The sequence below is a fragment of the Aeromonas sp. s11 genome, from assembly GCF_040907945.1.
Classification (GTDB): Bacteria; Pseudomonadota; Gammaproteobacteria; order Enterobacterales; family Aeromonadaceae; genus Aeromonas; species Aeromonas veronii.
Window position 1 is genome coordinate 81,393 of the sequence record NZ_JBFOCU010000010.1, and the last position, 24,962, is coordinate 106,354.

Sequence of the window (24,962 nt, forward strand, 5' to 3'; positions counted from 1 at the left end):
GTTTGCGAGGTTTTCGAGCGGTTGTAAATGGGGATGAACAGTCGGCACCCGGGCGGGTGCCAACCGGAGGAATAACTTAACCGCGGCCTTCGGCGATGGCAGCAACGGCAGCCAGCTCGGCGGCTTCCTGCTCTTGCTGTTCGTAGCGGTCCTGGGTGTCCATCACTTGATTGTTCACCAGACCCAGCTCGATCTCACGCAGAGCGATCACAGTCGGCTTGTCGTTCTCTTCGTCGACCAGGGGATCTTTGCCTTGTACCGCGATTTGACGAGCGCGGCGCGCGGCGACCAGCACCAGGTCAAAACGGTTACCTACCTGTTTTACAGCATCTTCTACAGTAACGCGTGCCATGCAGGACTCCAGTGTTTGGGCTTTCTGTATTTAGAAAAGCAGTGTTTAAAAATGACGCAAAAGTTTACTTGTTTTTGGCTTACTCTGCCAGTAGCTGTTGCAGCAAGTTTTTTTGAGCCTGTTGCTGGTGACGCATCTCCAGCCGTTGGCACTCAATAATGGACCTGAGCTGGAACAGCGCCTGCTCGAAGTCTTCATTGATAATGACATAGTCATACTCGTCGTAGTGCACCATTTCGGCAATGGCTTTCGCCATCCGGCCGGCAATCACTTCGGCGCTGTCCTGACCGCGCCCAATCAGGCGGCGTTCCAGCTCTTCGCGGCTGGGGGGCAGGATGAAAATGGATTTGGTCGGCATCTGCTCGCGGATCTGGCGGGCACCTTGCCAGTCGATGTCGAGGAATACGTCGATCCCCTTGGCCAGACAGGCTTCGATGGCGGCGCGGGAGGTGCCGTAGTAGTTGCCGAATACCTCGGCCCACTCCAGAAAATCGCCGCGCTCGATCAGCTCCTTGAACTCTTCCACCTTGACGAAGTGGTAGTGGACGCCGTGCTCTTCGCCGGGACGGGTGGCGCGCGTGGTGTGAGAGACCGACAGCTGCATCTTGCCAGCTTGATTGTGGTTGGTCAGCAAGGCGTTGAGCAGACTGGACTTACCTGCGCCGCTCGGGGAGGAGATGATATAGAGAGTGCCTTGTTGCGCCATGTTATTACCTTTAATCGGAACCCGCATTTTGGTTGTAGCAGAGGCCGCCGTCTTGTGCCCGAAAGGGAGACAGCCAAACGCATGATGCGGATAAATTCTTGGATCAGGGGGATGTAAAGGCGGCGAATTTTAACAGAAGGTGGCGAATAAAAAAACGGCCGGAATCATATTCCGGCCGATCAAAGTGTTCGTAGCTTGTTGCGGGAGCGTAACCCACATCGGTCGTTATTCTGCCTGTCGCTCCGGCATGGGGCCATCAGGTTATCCCTGCCTCACTGCTCGGGATTTCCGAGCTGCTTTCAGTCAGGCAGGTGGCGATCGGCGCAGAGGCGATCGAAGGCGGCGATGACCTGCTCGCTGGTGATCTTGCTCATGGCATCGGGATCCTTGAGACGGGTGCGCCAGCCGAGCTCGGCCAGCGGCTTGCCGGTCTCCTGCTCAATCAGGGTCTGATAGACGCTGACGACATAATCCCGGCAGAGATAGGGGCCGGTGCGGGCCGGATTGTGGTGGGCATAGAGGCCGATGACCGGTGTGTCGACAATGGTGGCCATGTGGGTTGGGCCTGTGTCGGGGGCCAGCACCAGACTCGCCTCACCAATCAGCGCCAACAGCTGCTTGAGGTTGGTCTGGCCAACCAGATCGACCGGTTTGCTCTGGCTGAGTTGCCGGATCTCGGCGGCCAGATCCCGCTCCAGTTTGGCTGGCCCGCCGCAGAGATAGACTTGAAAACCCTTGCTGGCTGCGTGATCCGCCAGTGCGGCATAGCCCGCTGCCGTCCAGTTCTTGAAGGCCTTGCTGGCTGCGGCGCAGATCAGCAGGGTCGGTTTGCCACCAATCTTCTCTTTCGCCCAGGCCTGATGCTCGGCGCTGATGGGCAGCTGCCAATCCGGGGTCAGATCCTTGATGCCGAGCTCTTTGGCAAAGGCGAGGAAACCGTCCAGCACGTGGGGGGAGGCGGGCGAGGGCACCTTGTGGTTGGTGAACAGCCACTGGCCGTCGTTGGCCCGCTCCCGATCAAACCCGAGTTTGACCTTGGCCTTGATGCCGAGGGTGGCGATGCTGGCGCGCATGGCCGCCTGCAGATGCAGCAGGGCATCAAACTGACGTCCCCTGAGGGTCTGCCACAGGTCGCGATAGCCGCGCCACCCCTTGCTCTTGTCGAAGGCGATCACCTCGACACCGGGCAGATCGGCAAACAGGGTGGCCTCGATTTTTCCGGTGATCCAGGTGATGCGGGTTTGCGGCCACTCCCGCTGGATGACCCGTACCAGTGCCAGCGCGTGGCAGCAGTCGCCGATGGCGGAGAGCCGCAGAATGCAGATGGAGGAGGGAGGCGTTTGAAATAGCGGCATGATGTGGCGCACGGCTGGCAAAAAGGGTGGATGGCATTATGCAAACTCCCCTCTGGATTGTAAAATTGCGCGCAATCGTCAGCCGGGCTTTGCCACCCGAATAGCCGCCATGGCTGGCACATGTTGCGGGCATGCCACAGTCGCAGCCTCATCGCCCATACATAGGGGCGATCAACGACCCACCGAGCGGGATCTTCATGATGCTGATACAGACCGAACACAACCAGGTTTGCTGGTTCGCCGAAGGGGCCTTTCGCGACCCCACTTCCCAGTTATTCGAACCGGCCTGGTGGCAGAACAACCGTCAGGTGGTGGGAACCTCCATCGGTCGCGGCGTGACCTGGTTCGTCAAGGATGAGTCCCGCCATCTGGTGCTGCGCCACTACTATCGTGGCGGCATGGTGGGCAAGGTGGTGCGGGATCGCTTCTGGTTCGAAGGGGTCGAATCGAGCCGCGCCATGGCGGAATACACCCTGCTGGCCAAGTTGTGCGAACTGGGGTTGCCGGTGCCGCGTCCGTTCGGGGCGCGGATGGCCAAACAGGGCCCATTTTATCGCGCCGACATCCTGATCGAGCGTATTCGCGGTGCCAAGGACATGGTCGCCCTGCTCAAGCAGGGGCCGGTGGCCAGCGAGGTGTGGCACAAGATTGGCCAGACGGTGCGCCAGCTGCACGATGCCGGGGTTTACCACGCCGATCTCAACAGCCACAACCTGCTGCTCGATAAGGATGAGAAGGTGTGGGTGATCGACTTCGACAAGGGGGCGATCCGCTCCCCCGGTGAGTGGCAGAAGGGTAATCTGGAGCGGCTGTTGCGCTCCTTCAACAAGGAGTCCCAACTGCACACCAGTTTTCACTTCGTACCGGACAACTGGCAGACCCTGATGGAGGGTTATCACGGAAAAGCGAGCTGACCCTGTTGCTCGCCGCCATGGCCAATGTTACTTATGAATCAGCTCTTCAGATTCGGTTTCGAGGTGCCCCATGGAAATGCTCAAGACACCTTTGGTGGATGTCACCGCCCGGCTTGATCCGGGTCTGCTGTTCGATGCCATGGCGCTGCTGGAGGCGGGGATCTGGACCTGGTCTCCGCAACAGGGACTGCGCCGCGACCCTTCCTGCCTGCGCCTGCTGGGGCTTGGCGATAGCTGGCCGGATGATCTCGGCTGGCTGGAGCGGGTGCATCCCGATGACGTTGCCCGGCTGGCTGATGCCCTGAGCGCCTGCCAGAGCGGCCGCAGCAGCGGTCTGCGCCTTGAATATCGCATTCTTCACCACCACGGCCACTACATCCGGCTGGAAGAGCGGATGCGTCGCGATGAGCGGGGTTATCTGCTGGGGGTCGTCCGTCACCTCGATCCCGCTGCCGTGCTGGTGGAGGAGCGACATGGCACCGATCCGCTGACCGGACTGGAGAGCCGTGGCCGTTTCGAGCAACTGCTTGAAGAGCGGCTGGCGAACGAGAGCGGCACTTTCAGCCTGCTGCAGTTTTCGGTCGATCACATGGCCAAAATCCAGCAGTTGTTTGGTGAAGCGGCTTGCGACGCCATGCTGGCCAAACTGGCGCGCATCGTGCGTCACGAGCTGCGCCGCGAAGATCCCTTCGCCCGCTGGGATGAGGATGGCTTTATTCTGATGCTCTCCCGCACCGAGCGGATGAAGGGGCTGGAGATTGCCGAACGGCTGCGCCTCGAGATTGCCGACGCCAGCCTGCTGCCACAGCGACCGGTGACCGTCAGTATCGGGCTGGTACAGAGCCAGCCCGGCGAGCAGCTTGACCATCTGCTGGCCCGTCTGGCCACCTGCCACGGTCAGGCCAGACGGGAGCGCAACGCCGTCGTCGGCTAGTTGCCACTCAGGATGAAGTGACCTTGCGATGCTGGCACACCTTGAGGGATGCCAGCATCAGCACGCCGCCGATGGCCAATCTGGTCAAATCGGTATCCTTGCCCCAGATCAGCAGATTGACCAGCAGACCGGCCGGAATGAGCGCATTGTTCATGATGGCGAGCACCCCGCTGCTGACCAGCGTTGCCCCCTTGTTCCACAGGAAGTAGCCCAGCCCCGAAGCGCCCACCCCGAGCCAGAGCAGAATGCCCCACTGCAACCCGCTGGTCGGGTACTGGGGTTTGCCCAGCCACCACCAGGCGGGCAGGGCGATCACCAGTGCTCCCAGATAGAAGCAGCCGAAAATCGCCAGCTGTGGCGGTTGCTCAGCCTCCCTCGCCAGCAGTACCTTGTAGCCCACCTGACCCATGGCAAAGCAGAGGTTGGCTCCCTGCACCACCAGAAAGCCCAGTGCATAGCTCTCGGTCAGCCCGTCAAAGCGGATCACGGCTGCACCGGCGACGGCCAGCAGGGCTCCCCACAGATAGGCGAGGTTGAAGCGCCGCTCAAGCAGGTCGTGGAGCAGGGTGACGTAGATGGGGGTGAAGATGGTAAAGACCAGCACTTCCGGTACCGTCAGCAGCAGGAAGGAGTGGTAGTAGAAGAGATACATGATGCCGAGCTGGATGGCGCCCAGCGCCATGAGTTTGGCCACCAGAGCGGGTCGCAGCCAGCGGCGGCGCAGGAAGGGCAGAAATACCAAGGTGGCGAGGGCGATGCGGGTCAGCACCGAAAAGTAGGCATCCACCTGACCGGCGAGGTAGACCCCGATCAGGCTGAAGGAGAATGACCAGAGCAGGGTGACCCCTATCAAGTAGTTCATGTGGTTGATTTGTCATCAGTTGTCAATTTTTGAGGGGGCTATGATGGCCGAGATGGAAGCGGCAATCCAGCGTTTATGGGCACGATTGCCACAGGTCGGAGCATTTGGCTTCACCGCCAGCAATGGCGAGGGGTCGGCGACCGACTGGAATGGTCGCGGCGAAGGGGTTGTGGCGGTGACCGATCATCAGGGTGGCTGGCTCTTCAGCGAGCAGGGGCGCTACACCACTCCCCATGATCGGGTGCTCACCATGCACAACCGTTTCTGGTGGCAACGTAGCGAGCGGGGGATCCGCCTTTCTCACCTGCGTTATGAAGCGCCGGTCGAACTGTTCGAGCTGCTGCCACAAGGGGATGGCCGCTGGCTGACCGCCGAGCCCCATCTGTGCGGGGCGGATCACTACCGCGCCGAGCTGACCGAGATTGACGGCGGTTTTCTGCTGAGCTGGCAGATCACCGGGCCGCGCAAGAACGAGCGGATCGACTACCGCTACCGGATGTGAGTGGCGGCAAGCGGGCATAAAAAAACCGGCGCAGAGCGCCGGTAGCGGGGGACAAATCGGAGGTTTTTTAAAACAGTCCCAAAAAACAGGAGAGATGTACTCTCTTCACACACTCAGAAAAGCGATTCAGGCACTCAGGGCATAGCTCAGCATGGCTTGCAGCTTGCTATCGAAGAACCAGGGTAGAAGTACCATCAACAGCCCCAGCACGCCCGCCAGTCGCTGGCGATACTGCCAGCCGGCAATCAGGACCAGACCGCCGCACAGGGTGGTCAAGATGCCTGACATAGGGTTGCCTCACGCTGTACACGACGCTGCTGGGCCCACTGGTTCATGGCGACCGAGCCGAGGATCAGGGCCAGTGCCACGCCGGTGGTGGGGTGGATCTGTTCGCCGAGGAACAGGGCGCCCAGCATCACGCCGAACAGCGGCACCAGATAGTTGCTGAAGGAGGCGAACGTCGGGCCGGCCTTCTGGATCAGCGCCATGTAGAGGAAGTAGACCAGACCGGTACAGAGGGTACCCAGCACGGTAATGGCGCTCAGGGCCTGGCTGCTCGGCAGGGTCAGGCTGCTCAGGTCAACCATGAAGGGGGCGACCAGCAGCAACTGGGTTGCCGAGGAGATCAGGATATTGCGGGCGACCACGACGGGATGGTCCTTGGCGAAGCGCTTGATCATCAGCAGACCGATGGCGAAGCAGCTGGCGCCCAGCAGAATGGCCATGGCACCGAGCAGACCGGCGTTCATGCCCTGGGAGAGTTTCGGCCAGAACAGGGTGAGCACACCGGCAAAGCCGATAATCACGGAGAGCAGACCGGTTTTGGTGATTCTTTCACCAGAAATAAACAGCGGTGCAGCCAGAATGGTCACAAACGGGATACAACCCATGACCACGGCGGCGATGGCGCTATCCACATACTGTTGGCCCCAGGCGACCATGATGAAGGGGATGGTGGCATCCAGCAGGGCGATCAGCATATAGGTGCGCCACGGGGTGTGCTCACTCTTGAGCCGCATGAACAGGCAGAGCAGACCCAGGGTCAGGCTGCCGCACAGGGCACGACCGGCAGCTACCAGAATGGGTGGCAACTCGGCAACGGCCTGGTGCATGAAAATGAATTGGGAACCCCACAGCAGGCCAATGGCCAGCAATAACAGATAGCTACGCATTTGAATCTCCGATGTATTAAGCCAGCGCATTCTAGGCAATCTGTTACTATGGTAAAAATGAATTGTTGGCATTTAACTATGGCTAATATCGATGGATAGCTCGCTCGCCCGTCTCGACCTCAACCTGCTCGCCGTATTCGACATGCTGATGCAGGAGCGCAACGTCACCCGTGCCGCCGAACGGCTGCATCTATCCCAATCCACCGTCAGTCACGCCTTGGGGCGGCTGCGGGTGGCGCTGGATGACCCGCTGTTCGTGATGAGCCGACGGGAGATGATGCCGACCGAGCGGGCCAAGGCGTTGGCCGGGCCGGTGCGGCAGGCGCTGGCGATGCTGGAGCAGGGGTTGCGGCAGGCCAAGGGATTCGAACCCGCCAGCGCGCGGCGGATTTTCCGCATCGCCACCCCGGGTTCGGTAGAGCACGGGCTGGTGCCGTTGCTGGTGGATCGCTTGTTCCGCGCAGCGCCCCACTGCCGGCTGGAGGTGTGCGAACTGGCCGACAGCGACTACGAGCGGGAGCTGGAGAAGGGGGAGCTGGATCTGGTGATCGGTTTTGCCGGTGCCAACCACCTCTCGCCCCGTCTCTGGCGCGAGGAGTGGTTCAGCAATCCGCTGGTCTGCCTGTCGCCCCTTGGCAGCGAGCTGCCCGATGTGTTGACTCCGGTCGAGCTGGTCAGCCGCCCCCATATCCACACCTCCAGCTGGGGCCACAGCCAGGCGATGGTGGAGCTCTGGCTGGCCCGCTTCGGGGTGGAGCGGGAGCTGGGGGTCAGGTTACCGAGCTTTATGGCGGTGCCGCCGCTGATGGCGACCGGCCGCTATCTGGTGGTGGTGCCCGAGATGATCGGGCGCCACTTCTGCCGCTACTACCCGCTGCGGATGCATCAGCTGGATCCGGAGATCCCCATCGTCTATCTGATGGCGGGCCACCCGCTGACCGCCCATGACGAGGCGATCAGCTGGTTCAAGAGCCTGCTGCATCAGCTGGTGTACGACCTCTACGGCGCCGATGCCCTCGGTACGCCGACTCAGCGGATGCTGGCGAAGTAGTCGAGTCCCATGGCGCTTTTCACCTCAGCCAAGACCTCATCGGTGATGATGCGGGCCTGCTCGGTGCCCTGATAGAGCAGTTCCAGCAGCATCTTCTTGTCGGCAATGGCCGCGGCCCGGCGCTCTCGCATCGGGGCGAGCAGGGTCTGCAGGCAGTCGTTCAGCACCTGCTTGCAGCGCATATCGCCCAATCCGCCGCGCCGGTAGTGCGCCTTCATCTCGGCGACCAGCTCCTTGTCCGGATGGAAGGCATCGAGATAGGCGAACACCGTATTTCCCTCCACCTGACCCGGATCGCTCACCTTGAGGTGGTTGGGGTCGGTATACATGGCGAACACCGCCTGTTTGACCTCTTCCGCCGACATGCCGAGCTCTATGGTGTTGCCGAGGGATTTGGACATCTTGGCCTTGCCGTCGATGCCGGGCAGGCGGCCGGTGTCGCTCAGGATCGGCTGGCACTCGGTCAGCACCTCTTTGCCTACCAGTGAGTTGAAGCGGCGGACGATCTCGTTGGTCTGCTCCAGCATCGGCAGCTGATCCTCCCCGACCGGCACATGGCTGGCGCGAAAGGCGGTAATGTCGGCGGCCTGACTCACCGGATAGACCAGAAAACCGGCTGGCAGCGTGCGTTCGAACCCTTTTTGCTGGATCTCTGCCTTGACGGTGGGGTTGCGCTCCAGCCGGGCGACGCTGACCAGATTGAGGTAGTAGCAGGTGAGTTCGGCGAGGGCGGGCAGGGCGCTCTGCAGGCAGAAGGTGGTCTTGGCCGGGTCGAGGCCGACCGCCAGATAGTCGGCCATTACCTCCAGCACGTTGTCGGTCACCTTGGCCGGGTTGTGGCCGTTGTCGGTCAGCGCCTGCAGATCGGCGATCATCACGAATTGACGGTAATGGTGCTGGGCTTCGACGCGCTGGCGCAGGGAGCCGACATAGTGGCCGATGTGCAGTTTGCCGGTGGGACGATCGCCAGTCAGGATAACGGGGTTGTGCATGTCACTCTCTCCAGTTGGGTGAGCCGGGAGGCGACAAAGGGATAAAAACAGTTGACCGCCTCTCGGCGGTCACGGTGTTTTCTTTGGGAAATTTACAATAGAAACGCGGTGCCGCCTGTTTAAGAGCAGCACCACCAGTAGTTGTGATTGAATGAGGTCATATTCATGGCAAATCACACTACGCCTGTTTGATCACTTCTGCAAGGGAACGACCAGCAGATCGCAGGGCACGGTATTCATCAGCTGACGGGCACTCGAGGTGAGCAGGCTCCAGAAGCTCTGGCGATGGCCGCACACCAGCAGATCGATCTCGTACTCCTTGACCGCCTGATTGACCCGCTCGCTCAGATCGCCGCAGATAACCAGCTTCTTCTCGATGGGGTAGTCCACGGAGGCGAGGAAGGCCTCCAGCTTCTCTTTCGCTTCGGCGATCACCTGATCCTGCACGTTGTCGATGTCGATATCGATCATCTCGGTGTAGAGATCCTTGAGGTCCACATCGACATGGATAACCGACAGCTTGGCGCCGTTGGAACGGGCTCTGTCCACCGCCTTGTCGATCACCTTGCGGTTATCTTCCGACAAGTCGATCGCGGCCAGAATGTGCTTGTAATAGGTTGTACCACTCATGGGATGTCTCCTTACCGATCCTTCACTCACTATACCAATCTCTGCTGAAACTAAAATGGTGCCTTGGGCACAGTTTAGGGATTTGAACGAGTTTAATTTCCAGCTGACGGTTGCAATTGACTCAATTAATAATCACTTTTTGCTCGTAAATTAAACAGGAGTTTGAGCCAGGTCACACCCACTCTATTGCCCGCAGCCGGTGAGAGGCATAGGATGTGCCCGTGCTTCGCAATGAACACAAAACAACAAAAAGCATCTGAATACCGCTTTGGGGAGCCACGTGCTCCCTTTTGTTTTTCTGCCTCATTTCCTGCTGCTTTTCTTGCCGTTTTCTTGCTGATAGAGATCCGGCATCAAGTTAATCTCCCGCGACTTGGTTATGCTGTAGCCAGTTTCTTTGGAGGCCTTCTCATGATCATTCATCCCCAGATTCAAGGTTGTGTTGCCCGCAACTGTCACCCCATCGGCTGCCGCGCCGCCGTGCAACAGCAGATCGAACGCATCAAGGCCGCTGGCCCGTTCAGCGGGCCCAAGCGGGTGCTGGTGCTGGGGGCCTCCTCCGGTTTCGGGCTGGCGTCGCGAATTGCGCTCGCCTTCGGTGCCGGTGCCGACACCATTGGCATCTCGTTCGAGCGTGGTCCCTCCGACAAGGGGCTGGGCAGTGCCGGCTGGTACAACAACATCTGGTTTCGCAAGGAGGCGGAGCAGGAGGGGCGTATCGCGATCAACCTGATCGGTGATGCCTTCTCCGATGCGATGCGCCAGCAGGCCATCGATACCATCCGCCAGCAGCTGGGGCAGGTGGATCTGGTGATCTATTCGCTGGCGAGCGGCATCCGGGTGCTACCGGACGGCACGCAAGTGCGCTCGGTGCTCAAGACCACCGGCCAGCCATTCAGCGGCTGGGGGCTGGATCTGGAGCGCGATACGCTGGTGCAGCAGTCGCTGGCGCCCGCCACCCCGGAGGAGATCCGCGATACCGTCACCGTGATGGGCGGCGAGGATTGGCAGCTCTGGATGCAGGCGTTGCAGCAGGCCGACTGTCTCGCCCCCGGCGCGCAGACTGTCGCTTACTCCTACATTGGCCCCGAATCCACCTATCCCCTCTATCGGGATGGCACCATCGGTTATGCCAAGGAGCATCTGCACGCCACCGCCGAGACCATCAACCTGCAACTGGCCGAGATTGGCGGCCACGCCTGGGTATCGGTCTGCAAGGCGCTGGTGACCAAGGCGAGCGCCTATATTCCTGTGCTGCCGGTCTATCTGGGCTTGCTGATGGGGGTAATGAAGGAGCGCGGTGTGCACGAAGGCTGCATCGAGCAGATGCAGCGGCTGTTTGCAGCCAAGATGTACGGGCCCAATGGGGTGGTGGCCGATGGCAACCGGCTGATCCGGATGGATGACCACGAGCTCGACCCGGCCATTCAGGCCGCCGTTTCGGCGCTCTGGCCCAAGGTGACGCCGAACAATTTCCACGGGCTGGGGGACTTTGCAGGGCTGCGGCAGGACTTCATGCAGCTCAACGGCTTCGAGCTGCCGGGCGTCGATTATGCTGCGCCGGTGGATGTCGCCTCCCTTGGCGAGCTGACCCCCTGAGCTGAAAGAAACGGGATCTCCCTCTCGTTGGCGGGTTGATTCGCGGCGGGAGTGTGGCGACAATCGATACCAAATCACTGAGGAGAAACAAGATGCTGGCCCAAGCCATGATCGAGAAGTTGAACGAGCAGATTAACCTGGAGTTCTACTCCTCCAATCTCTATCTGCAGATGAGCGCCTGGTGCGAAGACAAGGGCTTTGAAGGGGCGGCGACCTTCCTGCGCCAGCACGCGGTCGAGGAGCGCCAGCACATGGAGCGTCTGTTCACCTACGTGAGCGAGACCGGTGCCATGCCAAAACTGGGTGCCATCGATGCCCCTCCCCACGAGTTCAAGTCGCTGGGCGACGTGTTCCGTACCACCCTGGAGCACGAGTATCACATCACCAAGTGCATCAATGGTCTGGCTCACGTAGCCTTCACCACCCAGGACTACTCCACCTTCAACTTCCTGCAGTGGTATGTGGCCGAGCAGCATGAAGAGGAGAAGCTGTTCAAGAGCATCGTCGACCGTCTGGGTCTGGTGGGTGAAGATGGCAAAGGCCTCTACTTCATCGACAAGGAGCTGGCCGAACTGGCCAAGGGCGCCCCTGCCAGCATCATGGACAGCAACGCCTGATAGTCGTGGACACTTAGTGTTCAGCCAGTACAATAACGGCCCTTTTAAGGGCCGTTATTTATTCTGGTGGGCAGCCACTATGGTTGTGTTCCGTCAGAGGCAATCTCGGTTCTGGCCAGGTGCCGTTTCTATTTTGATAAGTGAGTGATGATGAAGCAGGTCGATGTGGTGGTGATCGGGGCCGGTGCGGCCGGATTGATGTGTGCGGCGCAGGCGGGCTACCGTGGCCGCTCCGTGCTGGTGCTCGACAACGCCAAGAAGCCGGGCCGCAAGATCCTCATCAGTGGTGGTGGTCGCTGCAACTTCACCAACCATCAGGCTGGCGCTCACGCCTACCTGTCGGAAAATCCCCACTTCAGCAAGTCGGCACTGGCTCGCTACACCCAGCAGGACTTCATCGATCTGGTGGACCGCCACGGGGTCAACTATCACGAGCGCACCCTGGGGCAGCTGTTCTGTCTCGAGAGCGCCAAGGATATCGTCGATGTGCTGCTCACCGAGTGTGACTGGTCCGGGGTGACCCTGCAGTTCCAGACCGAGATCCTCACCGTCAGCAAGCAGGACGAAGGCTTTGTGCTGACCACCAGCAAGGGGGAGATCGGCTGTCACTCGCTGGTGGTGGCGACCGGCGGTCTCTCCATGCCCAAGCTGGGCGCTACCCCTTATGGCTTCAAACTGGCGGAGCAGTTCGGCCTCAAGGTGCTGCCGACCCGCGCCGGTCTGGTGCCCTTTACTCTCCATCAGGCGGAGAAAGAGGCCTTCGCCGATCTGGCGGGCATCAGCCTGCCGGTCGCGGTGACCGCCGAGGATGGCACTCGCTTCAAGGAGGCGATGCTGTTCACCCATCGCGGCCTCTCCGGCCCCGTCATCCTGCAGATCTCCTCCTACTGGCATGCGGGTGAGAAGATCCACATCAACCTGCTGCCGGAGCTGGATATTCCGGCTGCCCTGCGCGAATGGGCGCAGGCGCACCCGGCGCAGGAGCTGAAAACCGTGCTGGGGCGCGAGCTGCCCAAGCGCTTCGTCGACAAACTGGTGGAGCTGGGCCAGCTGGTCAGCAAGCCGATGCGCCAGTACAACGAGCGGGAGCTGGAAGCGGTGGCCAATCTGCTGGGTGACTGGCAGATCCTGCCCAACGGCACCGAGGGGTATCGCACCGCCGAAGTGACTTTGGGCGGCGTCGATACCAACGAGCTCTCCTCCAAGACCATGGAAGCGCGCAAGGTACCGGGCCTCTACTTCATCGGCGAAGTGGTGGATGTGACAGGCTGGCTGGGTGGCTACAACTTCCAGTGGGCCTGGTCCTCCGGCTGGGTGGCCGGTCAGTACTGTTGATGTCACAGGGGCTGGTTTATCCGGCCCCGATTTATTGGTCAGGGTTATGGTGATCGGTTGGGTTGCCGCAAGGGGGCGCAGATGCTTGAGAATCAGATGATGTTGTTGGCGGTGTTCGAGCGGGCGGCGCTGATGCTGATGACCCTCTTCTTCCTGACCCGCACCCGGCCGTTCCAGCGGCTGTTCCAGAAGCGGGATCACACCCCGGCGGAGCTGGTGCTGGTGGCCTCCATCTTCGGCCTGTTTGCGGTGTTCAGTACCTACACCGGCATTCCGGTGGAGGGGGCGCTGATCAACGTGCGGATCATCGCCATCATCTCCGGCGGCATCCTGTTCGGCCCCTGGGTCGGCATTCCGGCCGGGGTCATCTCCGGCCTGCACCGCTACCTCATCGACATGGATGGTCACACCTCCATCCCTTGCCTGATTGCCAGCATCATCGCCGGTCTGCTCGCCACCTGGTTGCACCTGCGCTGTCGCAAGTCGCGGCTCTGGCTCTACGGCATTCTGGCGGGGATGCTCTGCGAAGGGCTGACCATGCTGCTGATCTGGCTGCTGACCGAGCCCCACGAAGTCGGGGTGGAGATCGTTAACCATATCGCCTATCCGATGATCGCCGGGGCGCTCTGCATCGGCCTTATCATCAAGCTGGTGCAGGATCTGGATGATGAGAAGGAGCTGATTGCCGCCAAGCAGGCCAAGCTGGCGCTCGATATCGCCAACAAGACGCTGCCCTTCTTCCAGAACATCGATCGCCACTCCCTCAGTCAGGTGTGCGATGTGATCCGGCGCGACATCAGCGCCGATGCGGTGGCCATCACAGATACCCATGACGTGCTGGCTTATGTCGGGGTGGGCAAGGACTACTACGAGCTGGATGAGCACCACGCCATCAGCGGCATGACCCAGCAGGCGGTGCTGCTCGACCAGATCATCATCAACAACGATCTGCGCCAGTATCACCTCTCCGATTTTCACTCGGTCATCATTATTCCGCTGCGGGAAAACGGCTCGGTGAGCGGCACCCTCAAGATCTATTACCGCCGCACCCACAGCATCACCAGTTCCCTGCGGGAGATGGCGGTGGGCCTCTCCCAGCTCATCTCCACCCAGATGGAGGTGTCGCGCATCGAGCAGCTCAAGGAGATGACTCGCAAGGCGGAGTTCACCGCGTTGCAGAGCAAGATCAACCCGCACTTCCTGTTTAATGCCCTCAACGCCATCTCGTCGCTGATCCGCATTCGGCCCCAGCAGGCGCGCCAGCTGATCGCCAATCTGGCGGATTACCTGCGCTACAACCTCAACAAGGGGGATGAACTGATCGACATTCAGGAGGAGCTGCAGCAGGTGCGCGACTACGTGGCCATCGAGCAGGCCCGCTTTGGCGACAAGCTGGAGGTGGTGTTCGATGTGGATGACGTGCATATCGAGGTGCCGAGCCTGCTGTTGCAGCCGCTGGTGGAAAACGCCATCCTGCACGGCATCCAGCCCCGCAGTGCGCCGGGTCGGGTCACCATCGAGGTGAAGCAGCTGGCTGGCGGCATCCGTGTGGCGGTGCGGGACACCGGTTACGGCATCAGTCAGGAGGTGATCGACGGGGTCGCCGCCGGGCGGGTGGAGAGTCGCAGCATCGGCCTGATGAACGTGCATCAGCGGGTCAAGCTGCTCTATGGCGACGGCCTGCACCTCAAGCGGCTGGAGCCGGGTACCGAAGTGAGTTTCTATCTGCCGGATCAGGAGTCGATGCCATGCTGAGTGCCATCATGGCTGAGGATAAGTGTGTGCCGCGAGAGGTGTTGTCATGCTGAAAGCGATCATTGTGGAAGACGAGTATCTGGCTCGCGAGGAGCTCATCTATCTGGTGAATCAGCACAGCCAGATCGAGATAGTGGCGAGCTTTGAGGATGGGCTGGAGGCGTTCAAATATCTGCAGGATCACGAGGTGGACGTGGTGTTTCTGGATATCCAGATCCCCTCCATCGATGGCCTGCTGCTGGCCAAGAACCTGCACAAGTCGAGCCATCCGCCCCACATTGTCTTCGTCACCGCCTACAAGGAGTTTGCGGTGGAGGCGTTCGAGCTGGAGGCGTTCGACTACATCCTCAAGCCCTACAACGAGCCCCGCATCATCAATCTGCTGCAAAAGCTCGAGCATGCGGGCAAGTCGCAGCCAGCCACCACAGGGGAGGCGAGCGGCGAGGGGAGCAGCCCCCACAATCGCACCGTCAATCTGGTGAAGGGGGAGCGCATCATCGTCACCCCCTGCGAGCAGATCTATTACGCGGAAGCCGACGAGAAGCTCACCTATGTCTATACCCGCGATGACCGCTACGTGATGACCATGACCATCAGCGAGTTTGTCAGCCGGCTGCCTGCCGAGGGGTTCTTCCGTTGCCACCGCTCCTACTGCGTCAACATCAACAAGATCCGTGAAATCGTCCCCTGGTTTAACAGCACCTATCTCATCCGGCTCCATGATCTGCCGTTCGAGGTGCCGGTCAGTCGCAGCAACATCAAGGCGTTCCGTCAGCTGATGCGGCTCTGATTGTCATTCATTCCCGCCGATCTGCATTTCATGCCTTAATCGATCGGCGCGAGCTGCGTCTTGCCTATAGTGGCCTCAATTTCCTTAAGGCCATCGACCGAGACGCATCATGACCAAAGAGATGAATCGCACCCGGTACCTGACACTGATCGGTACCATCATCACCCAGTTCGCACTGGGTTCTGTCTACACCTGGAGCCTGTTCAACGCCCAGCTCTCCGACAAGCTGGACGAGCCGGTGAGTCAGGTCGCTTTCGCTTTCGGCCTGCTCAGCCTCTCGCTGGCAGTCGCCTCCTCCATGGCGGGCAAGCTGCAGGAGCGGTTCGGGGTGCGCAACGTGACCCTGGGCGCCGGTGTGCTGCTCGGCATCGGCTTCTTCCTCACCGCCCACGCCAGCAATCTGGCGATGCTCTACCTCTGTGCGGGCATTCTGGTCGGTTTTGCCGACGGTACCGGCTACCTGATGACCCTCTCCAACTGCGTGAAGTGGTTCCCGGAGCGCAAGGGGCTCATCTCCGCCTGCTCCATCGGGGCCTATGGCCTCGGCAGTCTCGGTTTCAAATACATCAACCTGCTGCTGCTCTCCAGCTCCGGCCTTGAGACCACCTTCCAGCTGTGGGGGCTGATTGCCATGTCCATGGTGCTGGTAGGCGGCATGCTGATGAAGGATGCGCCCAAGCAGGCCGCTTCCGTGCAGCAGAGCGAGAGCCGTGACTTCACCCTGGCCGAAGCGATGCGCAAGCCGCAGTACTGGATGCTGGCGCTGATGTTCCTCACCGCCTGCATGAGCGGCCTCTACGTCATCGGCGTGGCCAAGGATATCGGCGAGAAGATGGTGGGTCTGCCTGCCGTGGTCGCCGCCAACGCCGTCGCCATCATCGCCATGGCCAACCTGGGTGGCCGTCTGGTGCTGGGGATCCTCTCCGACAAGATGTCCCGCATCCGGGTCATCACCATCGCCCAGCTGATTACCCTGGCGGGCATGGCGCTACTGCTGTTCGTGCCGCTCAATGCCAATCTGTTCTTCGTGGCGGTCGCCTGTGTGGCATTCAGCTTCGGTGGCACCATCACCGTCTACCCCTCGCTGGTGAGCGACTTCTTCGGTCTCAACAACCTGACCAAGAACTACGGCGTCATCTATCTGGGCTTTGGTCTGGGCAGCATCATCGGCTCCATCGTGGCCTCTCTGTTTGGCGGCTTTATGGCGACCTTCCACCTGATCCTGGTGTTGCTGGTGGTGGCGCTGGTGCTCTCCCTCACCATCCGCCTGCCGGCACCGGTAGCGGTCGAGCGGGCCTGATAAGTCTCCCTGCCACAGCAAGCAAAAACAGAGACCCGGGCCATGCCCGGGTCTTTGCATTTCCGATGGTCGATCAGCGCGGCGTTAACCCCTGCAGCTGGCGGGCCTGACGGCAGCTCTCTTCCACCATTGGCCAGTCGTCACCGGTTACCGTGATATGGCCCATCTTGCGGCCGGGGCGGGGTTCGCCCTTGCCATAGAGGTGCAGATGCAGGCCGGGCAGCGCCAGCAGGGCGGCCCAGTCGGGGGTGCCGTTTTGCCAGAGATCCCCCAGCAGGTTGATTAACAGGGCGGGGCGCACGGCGATCTGCTCTGGCAGCGGCAGATTGCACAGGGCCCGCACCTGCAACTCGAACTGGCTGCATGCGGCATTGTCGAGGCTGGGATGGCCCGAGTTGTGGGGGCGGGGCGCCAGCTCGTTGACCAGCAGTCGCCCCTCCACCAGAAAGAACTCCACCGTCAGCACCCCGACGTAATCGAGGGCTGCGATGATGTGTTCGGCGATTCCTTTGGCTTCGCTCTCGAGCGCTGGCACATTGGCCGGGGAGCGAGTCTGATCGAGGATGCCGCCGCGGTGCCAGTTCTGCACCAGCGGCAGGGCGCTGATGGCGCCGCTCGGACTGCGGGCCAGGGTCAGGGCAAACTCCCCCTCCAGTGCCAGCCGTTTTTCCAGCACGCAGGGCACGCCACTGGCTGCCAGCGCCGTCGCCAGCTCATCCAGGTCGCTCACTTGCCACTGCCCTTTGCCGTCGTACCCCTCGCGGGCCGTTTTGAGAATGGCGGGCAAGAGTTCGCTGGCCTGTGCGGGGATGGGCTCTTCCGGCAGTAGCGCCAGATAGGGGGCGACCGTGATGTTGGCCCCGCGCAGAAAGGCTTTCTCCTCGCGGCGATCCTGACAGATGCGCACAGCGCTGGCGGTCGGACGCACCGGCTTTTGTTTTTCGAGCAGGGCGAGGGTGGTGGCGGGCACATTTTCGAACTCGCAGCTGATGGCCTCGCAGCGGCTGGCCAGCTCGACCAGTGCCGCAGTGTCGTCATAGGGGGCGACAATATGGTGATCGGCGGCGGCACCGGCGATGCTGGCGGGATCGGGATCCAGCACCACCACCTTGTAGCCGAGGCGGTGGGCGGCCATCACGAAGTAGCGTCCGAGCTGGCCGCCGCCGAGCATGCCGAGGGTGGCGGGAGGCAGGATCATGTCGGCTCCTCCAGTTGCAGTGCCAGCACCCGATCTCGCTCGTGGGTGCGGAAGTCGTCGAGCTGCTGCCGGTAGCGGGGGGCGTCGCCGTCTTGTGCAACGGAGAGCAGAGAGACGGCAAACAGGGCGGCGTTGGCAGCCCCCGCCTCGCCGATGGCGAAGGTGGCGACTGGCACCCCTTTGGGCATCTGCACGATGGAGAGTAGCGAGTCCATTCCCTTGAGATGGCGTGATGGGATGGGCACCCCCAGCACCGGAAGAGTGGTCTTGGCGGCGACCATGCCCGGCAGGTGAGCGGCGCCACCGGCTCCGGCGATGATGGCACGCAGGCCGCGCTCGCGGGCAGTGGCGGCATACTCGAACAGCAGATCCGGGGTGCGATGGGCCGAAACCACCTGTGCCTCGTAGGGTACGCCGTGCTCCTTGAGGATGCGGGCGGCGGCCTGCAGCACGGGCCAGTCGGAGTCGGAGCCCATTACCAGGCCGATCATCGGAGGGGTGTTCATGTGTATTGGTTCCTTGCTGTTAAACGTTTGCTTTTGGTAAGCAAAAAGAGCCGGCAAGCCGGCTCAGAATTTCTCGGGTCGCACGATTTCTACCGGTTGCAGAAAGGCGATCATGGCGTAGTCGGGGTAGTAGCGACTCTGCAGGTGGGCCAGCAGCCGCTCCGCCTGCTCCCGGCTGCAGATGGCCTCCAGCCGGATGTTGCCGCTCTCGCTCCAGCTGGCGTTGCGCTCGCCATGATCCCCCCTGCCGCGGGCATCTGTGATGGTGTAGCCGCGCAGCCCCTCGCGGGTGAGGGTGCGCAGCAGGGTCGGCTCCAGATTGGCTTCCGTGATGACGGTCAGCAGGGTGCGGGTCTCGGTCTGCATGTGGCTACTCCGTGAAGTGGCGGGCCCAGCTGTGGTAGAGCGGGATCCCCAGCATGATGTTGAACGGGAAGGTGACCCCCAGCACGGCGCTGAGGGACAGCCCCGGATTGGCCTGAGGCACGGCGATGCGCATGGTAGCCGGCACGGCAATATAGGAGGCGCTGGCCGCCAGGGTCGCCAGCAGGGTCAGTCCGCCGAGGGAGAGCCCCATCAGCTGGCCAGCTGCCAATCCCAGTCCCGCCGAGGCGAGCGGCATCAACAGGGCGAAGCCGAGCAGGAAGAAGCCATGCTTGCGTAAGTCCTGACACTGACGGGCGACAATGAGGCCCATCTCCAGCAGGAACAGCGCCAGCGCTCCCTTGAACAGGTCGACAAACAGCGGCTTGAGCGGAGCAATTCCATCCGGCCCGGCCAGATAGCCGATGGCCATGCCGCCCAGCAGCAGGGTTACCCCTTTGCCGAGGAAGGTTTCGTGGGCCAGCATGCGCCAGCGGGTCTCGCGACTGATGCCGCGGGCGAGCACTATGCCCACCAGAATGGCCGGGATCTCCATCACAGCCAGGAAGATGGAGAGCTGGGATTCAAAGCTGATGCCCCGCTCGGTGAGCCAGTTCACCCCGACCGCAAAGGTGGCGACGCTGACCGAACCGTAGTGGGCGGCAGTGGCGGCGGCATCGACCCGGTTCATCTTGAGGCGCAGCACGGCAAAGCCGAGCAGGGTCTGCACCACGCCGAGCAGGATCACCAGCGCCAGCTGTGGCAGCAGAGGTTGCAGGGATTGCTGGGCCAGACCGACGCCGCCCTTGAGGCCGATGGCCAGAAGCAGAAAGAGGGAGAGGGTGTCGTAGAGGGCAGGCGGCAGTTTGAGCTCGGAGCGCACCAGACCTGCCAGCAGACCAAACAGAAAGAAGAGTACAACAACGTCCAGCATGATGGTTCGCAGGGCAGTTCAGATAATGGTTGCATGCTAGAGCCCGCAATGTTTCGATAAAATCAGATTCTCGCTGATGGTTGTTCGGTAAAAACTGATAGGGAACGGCATGCTCAACTACAAACAGCTCTACTACTTCTGGCATGTGGCGCGCAGCGGCAGCGTGACGCAGGCCGCCGAACAGCTGCATCTCACGCCGCAGACCATCAGCGGTCAGGTCGCCGAGCTTGAGCAGTCCCTCGGAGTGGCGCTGTTCAACCGGGTGGGGCGGCGTCTGGTGCTGACCGCAGCCGGACGGCAGGCGCAGGAGCAGGCGGGGGCGATTTTCTCGCTCGGCGCCGAGCTGGAGCACACCCTGCGCCACGCCAGTCAGGAACTGACCATGCAGGTGGGGATCGCCGATTCGGTACCCCGCACTCTGGCGTTCGAGCTGCTGGCCCCCGCCATGGCGCTGGCGACCCCGCTGCGGCTGGTGTGTCACGAGGAGCGGGCCGAGCAGCTGTTCAGCGAGCTGGCCCGTCACAAGCTCGACATGGTGCTGATCGATCGCCCGCTTCCCCCCGACAGCGGCGTGCGCGGCTACAACCACGAGCTGGGGCGCAGCCCGCTGGCGCTGTTTGCCAGCCCCGAGCTGGCGGCTCGGGCGCGGGACGGTTTTCCCGCCTCGCTGGAGGGCTTGCCGCTGCTGATCCCCGGAGAGAAGTCTGCCACCCACGATCGGCTGCTGGAGTGGTATCGCCAGCAGGGCATTCATCCCCATCTGGTGGGGCAGTTTGATGACTCCACCCTGATGAAGTCGTTCGGCAAGGCGGGGATGGGGATCTTCCCGGCGCCGCTGGCAATGGCTGACGAAATTGGTCGCCTCTACGGGGTGGAGCGAATTGCGACCCTCACCGACGTCACTCTCTCTTACTATCTGGTTTCGGCAGGGCGCCATCTCTCCCATCCCGGGGTACAGGCGGTAATGGAGGGGGCCCAGCAGAGGCTGGCGGTGCTGGCTGGCAAGAAATAGAAATCTGGATGGCTATACATCCAGCTTGGCTCTGCCTATAATCCTCCCGCTTTGGCGCATCATGCTTAATAGGGAATCCGGTGAGAATCCGGAGCTGGCGCGCAGCGGTAAGGGGGAACGAAGCGACATCAGGGCACTGCCGTCAGGCGGGAAGCCGTCGCCGTAGGCTATCAGCCCCCGAGCCCGAAGACCTGCCAGAGTTCGTATTTCGGGCCGAGAGAAACCGGCCACGAAGTAGATACTTACGCGAACTTAAGGATCTCTCATGTCGAAGAAATTTCTGGCGGCTGCCCTGTTGCCGACGGCGGCGTTTGCCCAGCAGCTGACCATTCCCGTCAATCCCACCATGGTGGTGACCGCTACCCGCGTCGCCCAACCTGCTTCCAGCGTGCTTGCCCCGGTCAATGTGGTGACCCGGGACGAGATCGATCGCCTGCAAGCCCAGACCGTGACCGATGTGGTCAAAACCCTGCCCGGTGTGGAAGTGGTCAGCAATGGTGGCCGAGGCCAGCTCAGCTCGCTGCGGGTGCGTGGTGGCACCTCTTCTCAGACGCTGGTGCTGGTGGACGGGGTGCGCAGTGCCTCTTTGACCGCCGGGATGACCGAACTGAACAATCTGCCGCTCAATCAGGTGGAGCGCATTGAATACATTCGTGGCCCACGCGCCACCATCTACGGCTCCGACGCCATCGGCGGGGTGATCAACATCATTACCCGCCCCGACAAGGGGACCAATCAGCACAAGTTCAATATCGGTGCCGGTTCCCATCAACAGCGCCAGGCTGCTTTCAGTAGCGCCAGCCAGGTGGGCGAGGCGGGTCAGCTCAAGGTGGCTGGCGGTTTTGATGATGAAGAGGGTTACAACGTACACCCCTTGCCCGGCATCAACGATGGTGACCGTCACGGGCATCAGGGCTACAACGCCATGCTCGATTATCAGCAGGCGCTCGGCAGCAACTGGGATCTGTTCGGTACGACCCGCTGGTTCCGCAATGTGGCCCAGTATGCGGGGTCTGATGCAAACTATGCGCCGCATCGAGCCGAAACGTGGACTGAAAACCAGAGCTATCAGCTGGGGTCGCGCTATCACGATGATCGCTATCTGAGCGAACTGCGCGGCGCCTTCTCCAGACAGGATGCCTACGACTATCTCGACAATAGCGGCCGTGATCAGGCCAATAATCGTGGCTATACCCGTCAATACAGCCTGAACTGGGTCAACAGCCTCAAGCTGAACGAGTTGTGGACGCTCGGCGGCGGTGCTGACTGGCAGCGCGACATGCTGGACGCTCGCTCGCGCTCTTCTGGCTCCCCCTATCCGGCAGGGGCCAAGGAGCGGGACAATACCGGGGTCTATGCCCTGGCCCAATTCGACAACCAGACATGGCAGGGTGAGCTGAGCGGGCGCAGTGATGACAACGAACAGTATGGCCGCCACAACACCTGGCAGACTGGTGCTGGCTGGCGTTTCGCGGAGGATTACCGCCTGAGTGCCCGTTATGGCACCGGTTTCCGCGCCCCCTCCTTTAATGATCTCTACTATCCGGGGTTAGGCAATCCCAACTTGAAGCCGGAAGAGTCGAAGAGCAGCGAGCTGATGCTGGATGGTCAAACTGCTGGTGTGGAGTGGCGAGCCACCGGTTATCGCAACGACTTCGAACAGATGATCCAGTGGGCACCCAACAGTCAGGGTATGTGGACACCGCAGAACGTTGGCAAGGCGCGCATTGAAGGGGTCGAACTGGAAGGGGTGTTCGACACCGGCTGGTTGAGCCATAGGGTCTCTGCCGAGTACAAGGATCCCAAAGACAAGGTGACCGACAAGCAGTTGCAGCGGGTCTCCCGCAAAGGGGCCAAGTGGATTACGCAGGCGCAGTGGCAACAGTTTGATGGCTCGTTGAGCTGGATCTATCAGGGAGAGCGCTATGACGATGTGGCCAACACCACCAAGCTGGGTGGCTACAGCGTGTGGAATCTGGTTGTTGGTTACAAGGTGACGCCAGCGCTCAAGGTATCGGGCAAGATCAACAACCTGTTGGACAAGCACTATCAGACGTCGGTGGGTTACCCTGCCGATGAGCGCGCTTATTACGTGACAATGGATTACTCACTCTAAGCCGGACCCGGCTAAGCGGAAAAATCAGGGGCCCTGCCATTGGCAGGGCCTTTTCTATTGGCGGCAGGCGGGAGTATGATCGCCGCCTTGCACCAAAGGGGAGCTCAAGTGGCCAATATTCTCGTGTTTGATTCCGGTATGGGTGGCCTGACCATCTACCGCGAGATCCGCCGCGTTCTGCCGGCACACAACTATTTCTACTGCTTCGACAACGCCAACTTCCCCTATGGTGAATTGAGCGAGCCCGCCCTGATTGCTGCCTGCACCCGCTTGGTGACCACCATGGTGGCCCGTCATCATATCGATCTGGTGGTGATTGCTTGCAACACGGCCAGCACCATAGCGCTGCCGGCCTTGCGTGAGGCACTGGATGTTCCCGTGGTGGGGGTGGTGCCAGCCATCAAGCCCGCCGCTGCACAGACTCGCAACGGTTGTATCGGTTTGCTGGCTACGCCAGGCACTGTGAGCCGCGACTATACCCACGAACTGATCGCCCAGTTTGCTCCCGGCAAGCGTGTGCTGCTCAAGGGCACCACCGAGCTGGTCATAGAAGCCGAACACAAGCTGGCGGGCTTGCCGGTCAATATGGCGCTGCTGCGCGAGGTATTGGCCGACTGGCTGGATGGGGAAGAGCAGCCGGATACGCTGGTGCTCGGTTGTACTCACTTCCCGCTACTTAATGAAGAGATTGGGCAACTGATGCCGCAATGCCAGCTGATCGACTCGGGCAGTGCAGTTGCCAAACGGGTGGCCTGGTTGCTGAGCAATGGCGGGCACGCCGCCGTGCAGCCTGTACATATAGAAGAGGTGATTGCCAGGGCTTACTGTACCCGGCTGGATGGGGAGGCCCAAAAACTGACAGCCCCCTTGCAAGCATGGGGGCTGTCATCACTGGAAGAGGTGAAGTACTGACGAGCGGTTAGGCGTCAGTTTCGCTACCTTCTCTTTCCTCTTTATCACGTTTGTCATTCGCTTCACGCACCTTGAGGGTGCGCTGCTGGTACTCTTTATCATTCAACGCGGCAATCGCCTTGGCGGCATCGGCGGCGGGCATCTCCACGAAACCGAAACCTCTGCGCTTGCCGGTTGCCTTGTCCTTCATCAACCGCACGGAAATGACCTGGCCCTGTTCGGCAAACAATTCGCGCACTGCAATCTCATTGGCGCGATATGGCAGGTTGCCTACATATAAGGTGCAAGTCTCCTGATTGGCGATCGACTCGGCGACATTGGCCGGGGTTCGCTTCAGGAACAGCGGTACCACGAAACCGCCGATGGCCAGACCTGCTGCAAAAATCACTTCCGCTTTCAAAGAGAACTGCAGGGCCTGGGCAACCAGGTAGCCAACCACTGCCAATACCAGAGCAAGGATTGCGGCCTGCATATATACGGGAAACTTGGATAAATTCATCTTAAAAGACCTTTTGTAAATGAAAGCAAAAAAGGTGCAACACTATATTCACCTCCATGGTAACCAGCTTTCCTGATTGGCGCTACCATGGACCACTCGGGAGAGGTTATCGGCTCCAGTATGGCATTCCCAAGGTCACTGAAGGCGACATAAATGACGCTAAAATGGGAGTGAAATAACCGGATTGTGGATAACATTGTATATATACACTGAATAAGCTGTTTCTAATTGAATAATTTGAAATTTTCGTGATTTTCTTCAAAAAAAGTCTTGTCATCGCAGCGCCGCTCCCTATAATGCGCCCCTACCAGCACGGCGGAACACGCCGAACTGATGAGCCAGCTTCCTAGCGAAGTGGGCGCCGAAAGAAAAGCGAAAACAATCGCTTGACTTTCGAAGTGAGAAGCGTATTATGCGCCTCCTCAACGCGACAAGCGTGACGCTCTTTAACAATTTGAATCAAGCAATCTGTGTGGGCACTCACAGCATCGAGCATCAAAAACAATTTTTGATTTTCAATGTCTGGTGAAGTGACCAAGACGATTTCTTAGCAATA

At 60.7% G+C, this 24,962-nt stretch carries 26 protein-coding genes and 1 riboswitch; of the genes, 13 read left to right on the top strand and 13 right to left on the bottom strand.

All coding sequences use genetic code 11. The features are described 5' to 3' along the window. Positions 1–76: 76 nt before the first annotated feature. From rpoZ to AB5Y84_RS02235, 3 genes are all read right to left on the bottom strand, one after another. Positions 77–352: a DNA-directed RNA polymerase subunit omega gene (gene rpoZ / locus AB5Y84_RS02225; protein ID WP_005307060.1), complete on the bottom strand. Its 276-nt coding sequence runs from the start codon at positions 350–352 to the stop codon at positions 77–79. 79 nt (positions 353–431) lie between these two features. After that, a complete protein-coding gene (gmk, locus tag AB5Y84_RS02230) occupies positions 432–1,058 on the bottom strand; it encodes a guanylate kinase (protein ID WP_368176281.1) in 627 nt (208 codons plus the stop codon). Between the two features lie 299 nt (positions 1,059–1,357). Further along, complete coding sequence (locus AB5Y84_RS02235; RefSeq protein ID WP_368176282.1) at positions 1,358–2,413, bottom strand: glycosyltransferase family 9 protein; 1,056 nt, start codon at positions 2,411–2,413, stop codon at positions 1,358–1,360. Between the two features lie 200 nt (positions 2,414–2,613). On the opposite strand from AB5Y84_RS02235, the gene AB5Y84_RS02240 reads away from it, so the two are divergent. Both AB5Y84_RS02240 and AB5Y84_RS02245 read left to right on the top strand, forming a co-directional pair. Continuing rightward, positions 2,614–3,327 carry a 3-deoxy-D-manno-octulosonic acid kinase gene (locus tag AB5Y84_RS02240; protein WP_042031136.1) on the top strand — a complete coding sequence of 238 codons (714 nt, stop codon included), beginning with the start codon at positions 2,614–2,616 and terminating at the stop codon, positions 3,325–3,327. Between the two features lie 70 nt (positions 3,328–3,397). Next, positions 3,398–4,261, top strand: a complete 864-nt coding sequence (locus AB5Y84_RS02245) for a GGDEF domain-containing protein (RefSeq protein WP_368176283.1) — start codon at positions 3,398–3,400, stop codon at positions 4,259–4,261. A 7-nt stretch (positions 4,262–4,268) separates the two neighbouring features. On the opposite strand, the gene AB5Y84_RS02250 is transcribed toward AB5Y84_RS02245, so the two are convergent. Continuing rightward, positions 4,269–5,123: a carboxylate/amino acid/amine transporter gene (locus tag AB5Y84_RS02250; protein ID WP_368176284.1), complete on the bottom strand. Its 855-nt coding sequence runs from the start codon at positions 5,121–5,123 to the stop codon at positions 4,269–4,271. Positions 5,124–5,163: 40 nt separating this feature from the next. Between AB5Y84_RS02250 and AB5Y84_RS02255 the strand changes: the two genes are divergently transcribed. Then, a complete protein-coding gene (locus AB5Y84_RS02255) occupies positions 5,164–5,625 on the top strand; it encodes a DUF6314 family protein (RefSeq protein ID WP_236764070.1) in 462 nt (153 codons plus the stop codon). A gap of 126 nt (positions 5,626–5,751) precedes the next feature. On the opposite strand, the gene AB5Y84_RS02260 is transcribed toward AB5Y84_RS02255, so the two are convergent. Both AB5Y84_RS02260 and AB5Y84_RS02265 read right to left on the bottom strand, forming a co-directional pair. Further along, the gene (locus tag AB5Y84_RS02260; RefSeq protein WP_098981153.1) at positions 5,752–5,913 is read right to left on the bottom strand and encodes a hypothetical protein; all 162 of its coding nucleotides are present in this window, start codon (positions 5,911–5,913) and stop codon (positions 5,752–5,754) included. Then, positions 5,898–6,797, bottom strand: coding sequence for a DMT family transporter (locus tag AB5Y84_RS02265; RefSeq protein WP_181270065.1), 900 nt, complete (start codon positions 6,795–6,797; stop codon positions 5,898–5,900). Before AB5Y84_RS02265 ends, AB5Y84_RS02260 begins: the two co-directional genes overlap by 16 nt. A gap of 91 nt (positions 6,798–6,888) precedes the next feature. Here AB5Y84_RS02265 and AB5Y84_RS02270 point away from each other — a divergent pair, with 91 nt between their 5' ends. Further along, on the top strand, positions 6,889–7,848 hold the full coding sequence (locus tag AB5Y84_RS02270) for a LysR substrate-binding domain-containing protein (RefSeq protein ID WP_368176285.1): 960 nt from the start codon (positions 6,889–6,891) through the stop codon (positions 7,846–7,848). On the opposite strand, the gene trpS is transcribed toward AB5Y84_RS02270, so the two are convergent. Both trpS and AB5Y84_RS02280 read right to left on the bottom strand, forming a co-directional pair. Continuing rightward, positions 7,827–8,840, bottom strand: a complete 1,014-nt coding sequence (trpS, locus tag AB5Y84_RS02275; RefSeq protein WP_019446260.1) for a tryptophan--tRNA ligase — start codon at positions 8,838–8,840, stop codon at positions 7,827–7,829. The genes AB5Y84_RS02270 and trpS overlap by 22 nt on opposite strands. Before the next feature lie 192 nt (positions 8,841–9,032). Further along, a complete protein-coding gene (locus AB5Y84_RS02280; protein ID WP_005339229.1) occupies positions 9,033–9,470 on the bottom strand; it encodes a universal stress protein in 438 nt (145 codons plus the stop codon). 411 nt (positions 9,471–9,881) lie between these two features. On the opposite strand from AB5Y84_RS02280, the gene fabV reads away from it, so the two are divergent. The 6 genes from fabV to AB5Y84_RS02310 all read left to right on the top strand — a co-directional run bounded on the left by fabV (position 9,882) and on the right by AB5Y84_RS02310 (position 16,866). Next, positions 9,882–11,069, top strand: a complete 1,188-nt coding sequence (gene fabV / locus AB5Y84_RS02285) for an enoyl-ACP reductase FabV (protein ID WP_368176286.1) — start codon at positions 9,882–9,884, stop codon at positions 11,067–11,069. Positions 11,070–11,161: 92 nt separating this feature from the next. Further along, positions 11,162–11,686, top strand: coding sequence for a non-heme ferritin (ftnA, locus tag AB5Y84_RS02290; RefSeq protein WP_005339225.1), 525 nt, complete (start codon positions 11,162–11,164; stop codon positions 11,684–11,686). Positions 11,687–11,836: 150 nt separating this feature from the next. Beyond that, complete coding sequence (locus AB5Y84_RS02295) at positions 11,837–13,021, top strand: NAD(P)/FAD-dependent oxidoreductase (protein WP_201982545.1); 1,185 nt, start codon at positions 11,837–11,839, stop codon at positions 13,019–13,021. 81 nt (positions 13,022–13,102) lie between these two features. Further along, on the top strand, positions 13,103–14,776 hold the full coding sequence (locus tag AB5Y84_RS02300) for a sensor histidine kinase (RefSeq protein WP_335820356.1): 1,674 nt from the start codon (positions 13,103–13,105) through the stop codon (positions 14,774–14,776). Between the two features lie 46 nt (positions 14,777–14,822). Next, complete coding sequence (locus AB5Y84_RS02305) at positions 14,823–15,566, top strand: LytTR family DNA-binding domain-containing protein (protein ID WP_058052680.1); 744 nt, start codon at positions 14,823–14,825, stop codon at positions 15,564–15,566. 109 nt (positions 15,567–15,675) lie between these two features. After that, positions 15,676–16,866 carry an MFS transporter gene (locus AB5Y84_RS02310; protein ID WP_040069602.1) on the top strand — a complete coding sequence of 397 codons (1,191 nt, stop codon included), beginning with the start codon at positions 15,676–15,678 and terminating at the stop codon, positions 16,864–16,866. A 73-nt stretch (positions 16,867–16,939) separates the two neighbouring features. Here the strand turns inward: AB5Y84_RS02310 and AB5Y84_RS02315 are convergent, their stop codons facing one another. From AB5Y84_RS02315 to AB5Y84_RS02330, 4 genes are all read right to left on the bottom strand, one after another. After that, entirely contained in the window at positions 16,940–18,064 is a 1,125-nt protein-coding gene (locus tag AB5Y84_RS02315) for a 5-(carboxyamino)imidazole ribonucleotide synthase (protein WP_368176287.1), read from the bottom strand. Further along, positions 18,061–18,570: a 5-(carboxyamino)imidazole ribonucleotide mutase gene (purE, locus tag AB5Y84_RS02320; RefSeq protein WP_088868060.1), complete on the bottom strand. Its 510-nt coding sequence runs from the start codon at positions 18,568–18,570 to the stop codon at positions 18,061–18,063. The genes AB5Y84_RS02315 and purE overlap by 4 nt, the downstream gene beginning before the upstream one ends. 63 nt (positions 18,571–18,633) lie before the next feature. Then, a complete protein-coding gene (locus AB5Y84_RS02325; protein WP_005321666.1) occupies positions 18,634–18,936 on the bottom strand; it encodes a hypothetical protein in 303 nt (100 codons plus the stop codon). A gap of 4 nt (positions 18,937–18,940) precedes the next feature. Continuing rightward, positions 18,941–19,867 (bottom strand): sodium-dependent bicarbonate transport family permease, encoded by a 927-nt coding sequence (locus tag AB5Y84_RS02330; protein ID WP_040069609.1) that lies wholly within the window; start codon positions 19,865–19,867, stop codon positions 18,941–18,943. Positions 19,868–19,976: 109 nt separating this feature from the next. On the opposite strand from AB5Y84_RS02330, the gene nhaR reads away from it, so the two are divergent. The 3 genes from nhaR to murI all read left to right on the top strand — a co-directional run bounded on the left by nhaR (position 19,977) and on the right by murI (position 23,907). Further along, a complete protein-coding gene (nhaR, locus tag AB5Y84_RS02335; RefSeq protein ID WP_113740700.1) occupies positions 19,977–20,879 on the top strand; it encodes a transcriptional activator NhaR in 903 nt (300 codons plus the stop codon). Positions 20,880–20,914: 35 nt separating this feature from the next. Beyond that, a riboswitch (cobalamin riboswitch) is annotated at positions 20,915–21,093 on the top strand. Between the two features lie 51 nt (positions 21,094–21,144). Continuing rightward, the gene (locus AB5Y84_RS02340) at positions 21,145–22,995 is read left to right on the top strand and encodes a TonB-dependent receptor (protein WP_368176288.1); all 1,851 of its coding nucleotides are present in this window, start codon (positions 21,145–21,147) and stop codon (positions 22,993–22,995) included. A gap of 108 nt (positions 22,996–23,103) precedes the next feature. After that, positions 23,104–23,907, top strand: a complete 804-nt coding sequence (gene murI / locus AB5Y84_RS02345; RefSeq protein WP_368176289.1) for a glutamate racemase — start codon at positions 23,104–23,106, stop codon at positions 23,905–23,907. 7 nt (positions 23,908–23,914) lie between these two features. Here the strand turns inward: murI and AB5Y84_RS02350 are convergent, their stop codons facing one another. Next, the gene (locus tag AB5Y84_RS02350) at positions 23,915–24,406 is read right to left on the bottom strand and encodes an RNA-binding protein (RefSeq protein ID WP_005339200.1); all 492 of its coding nucleotides are present in this window, start codon (positions 24,404–24,406) and stop codon (positions 23,915–23,917) included. Between the last annotated feature and the right edge of the window lie 556 nt (positions 24,407–24,962).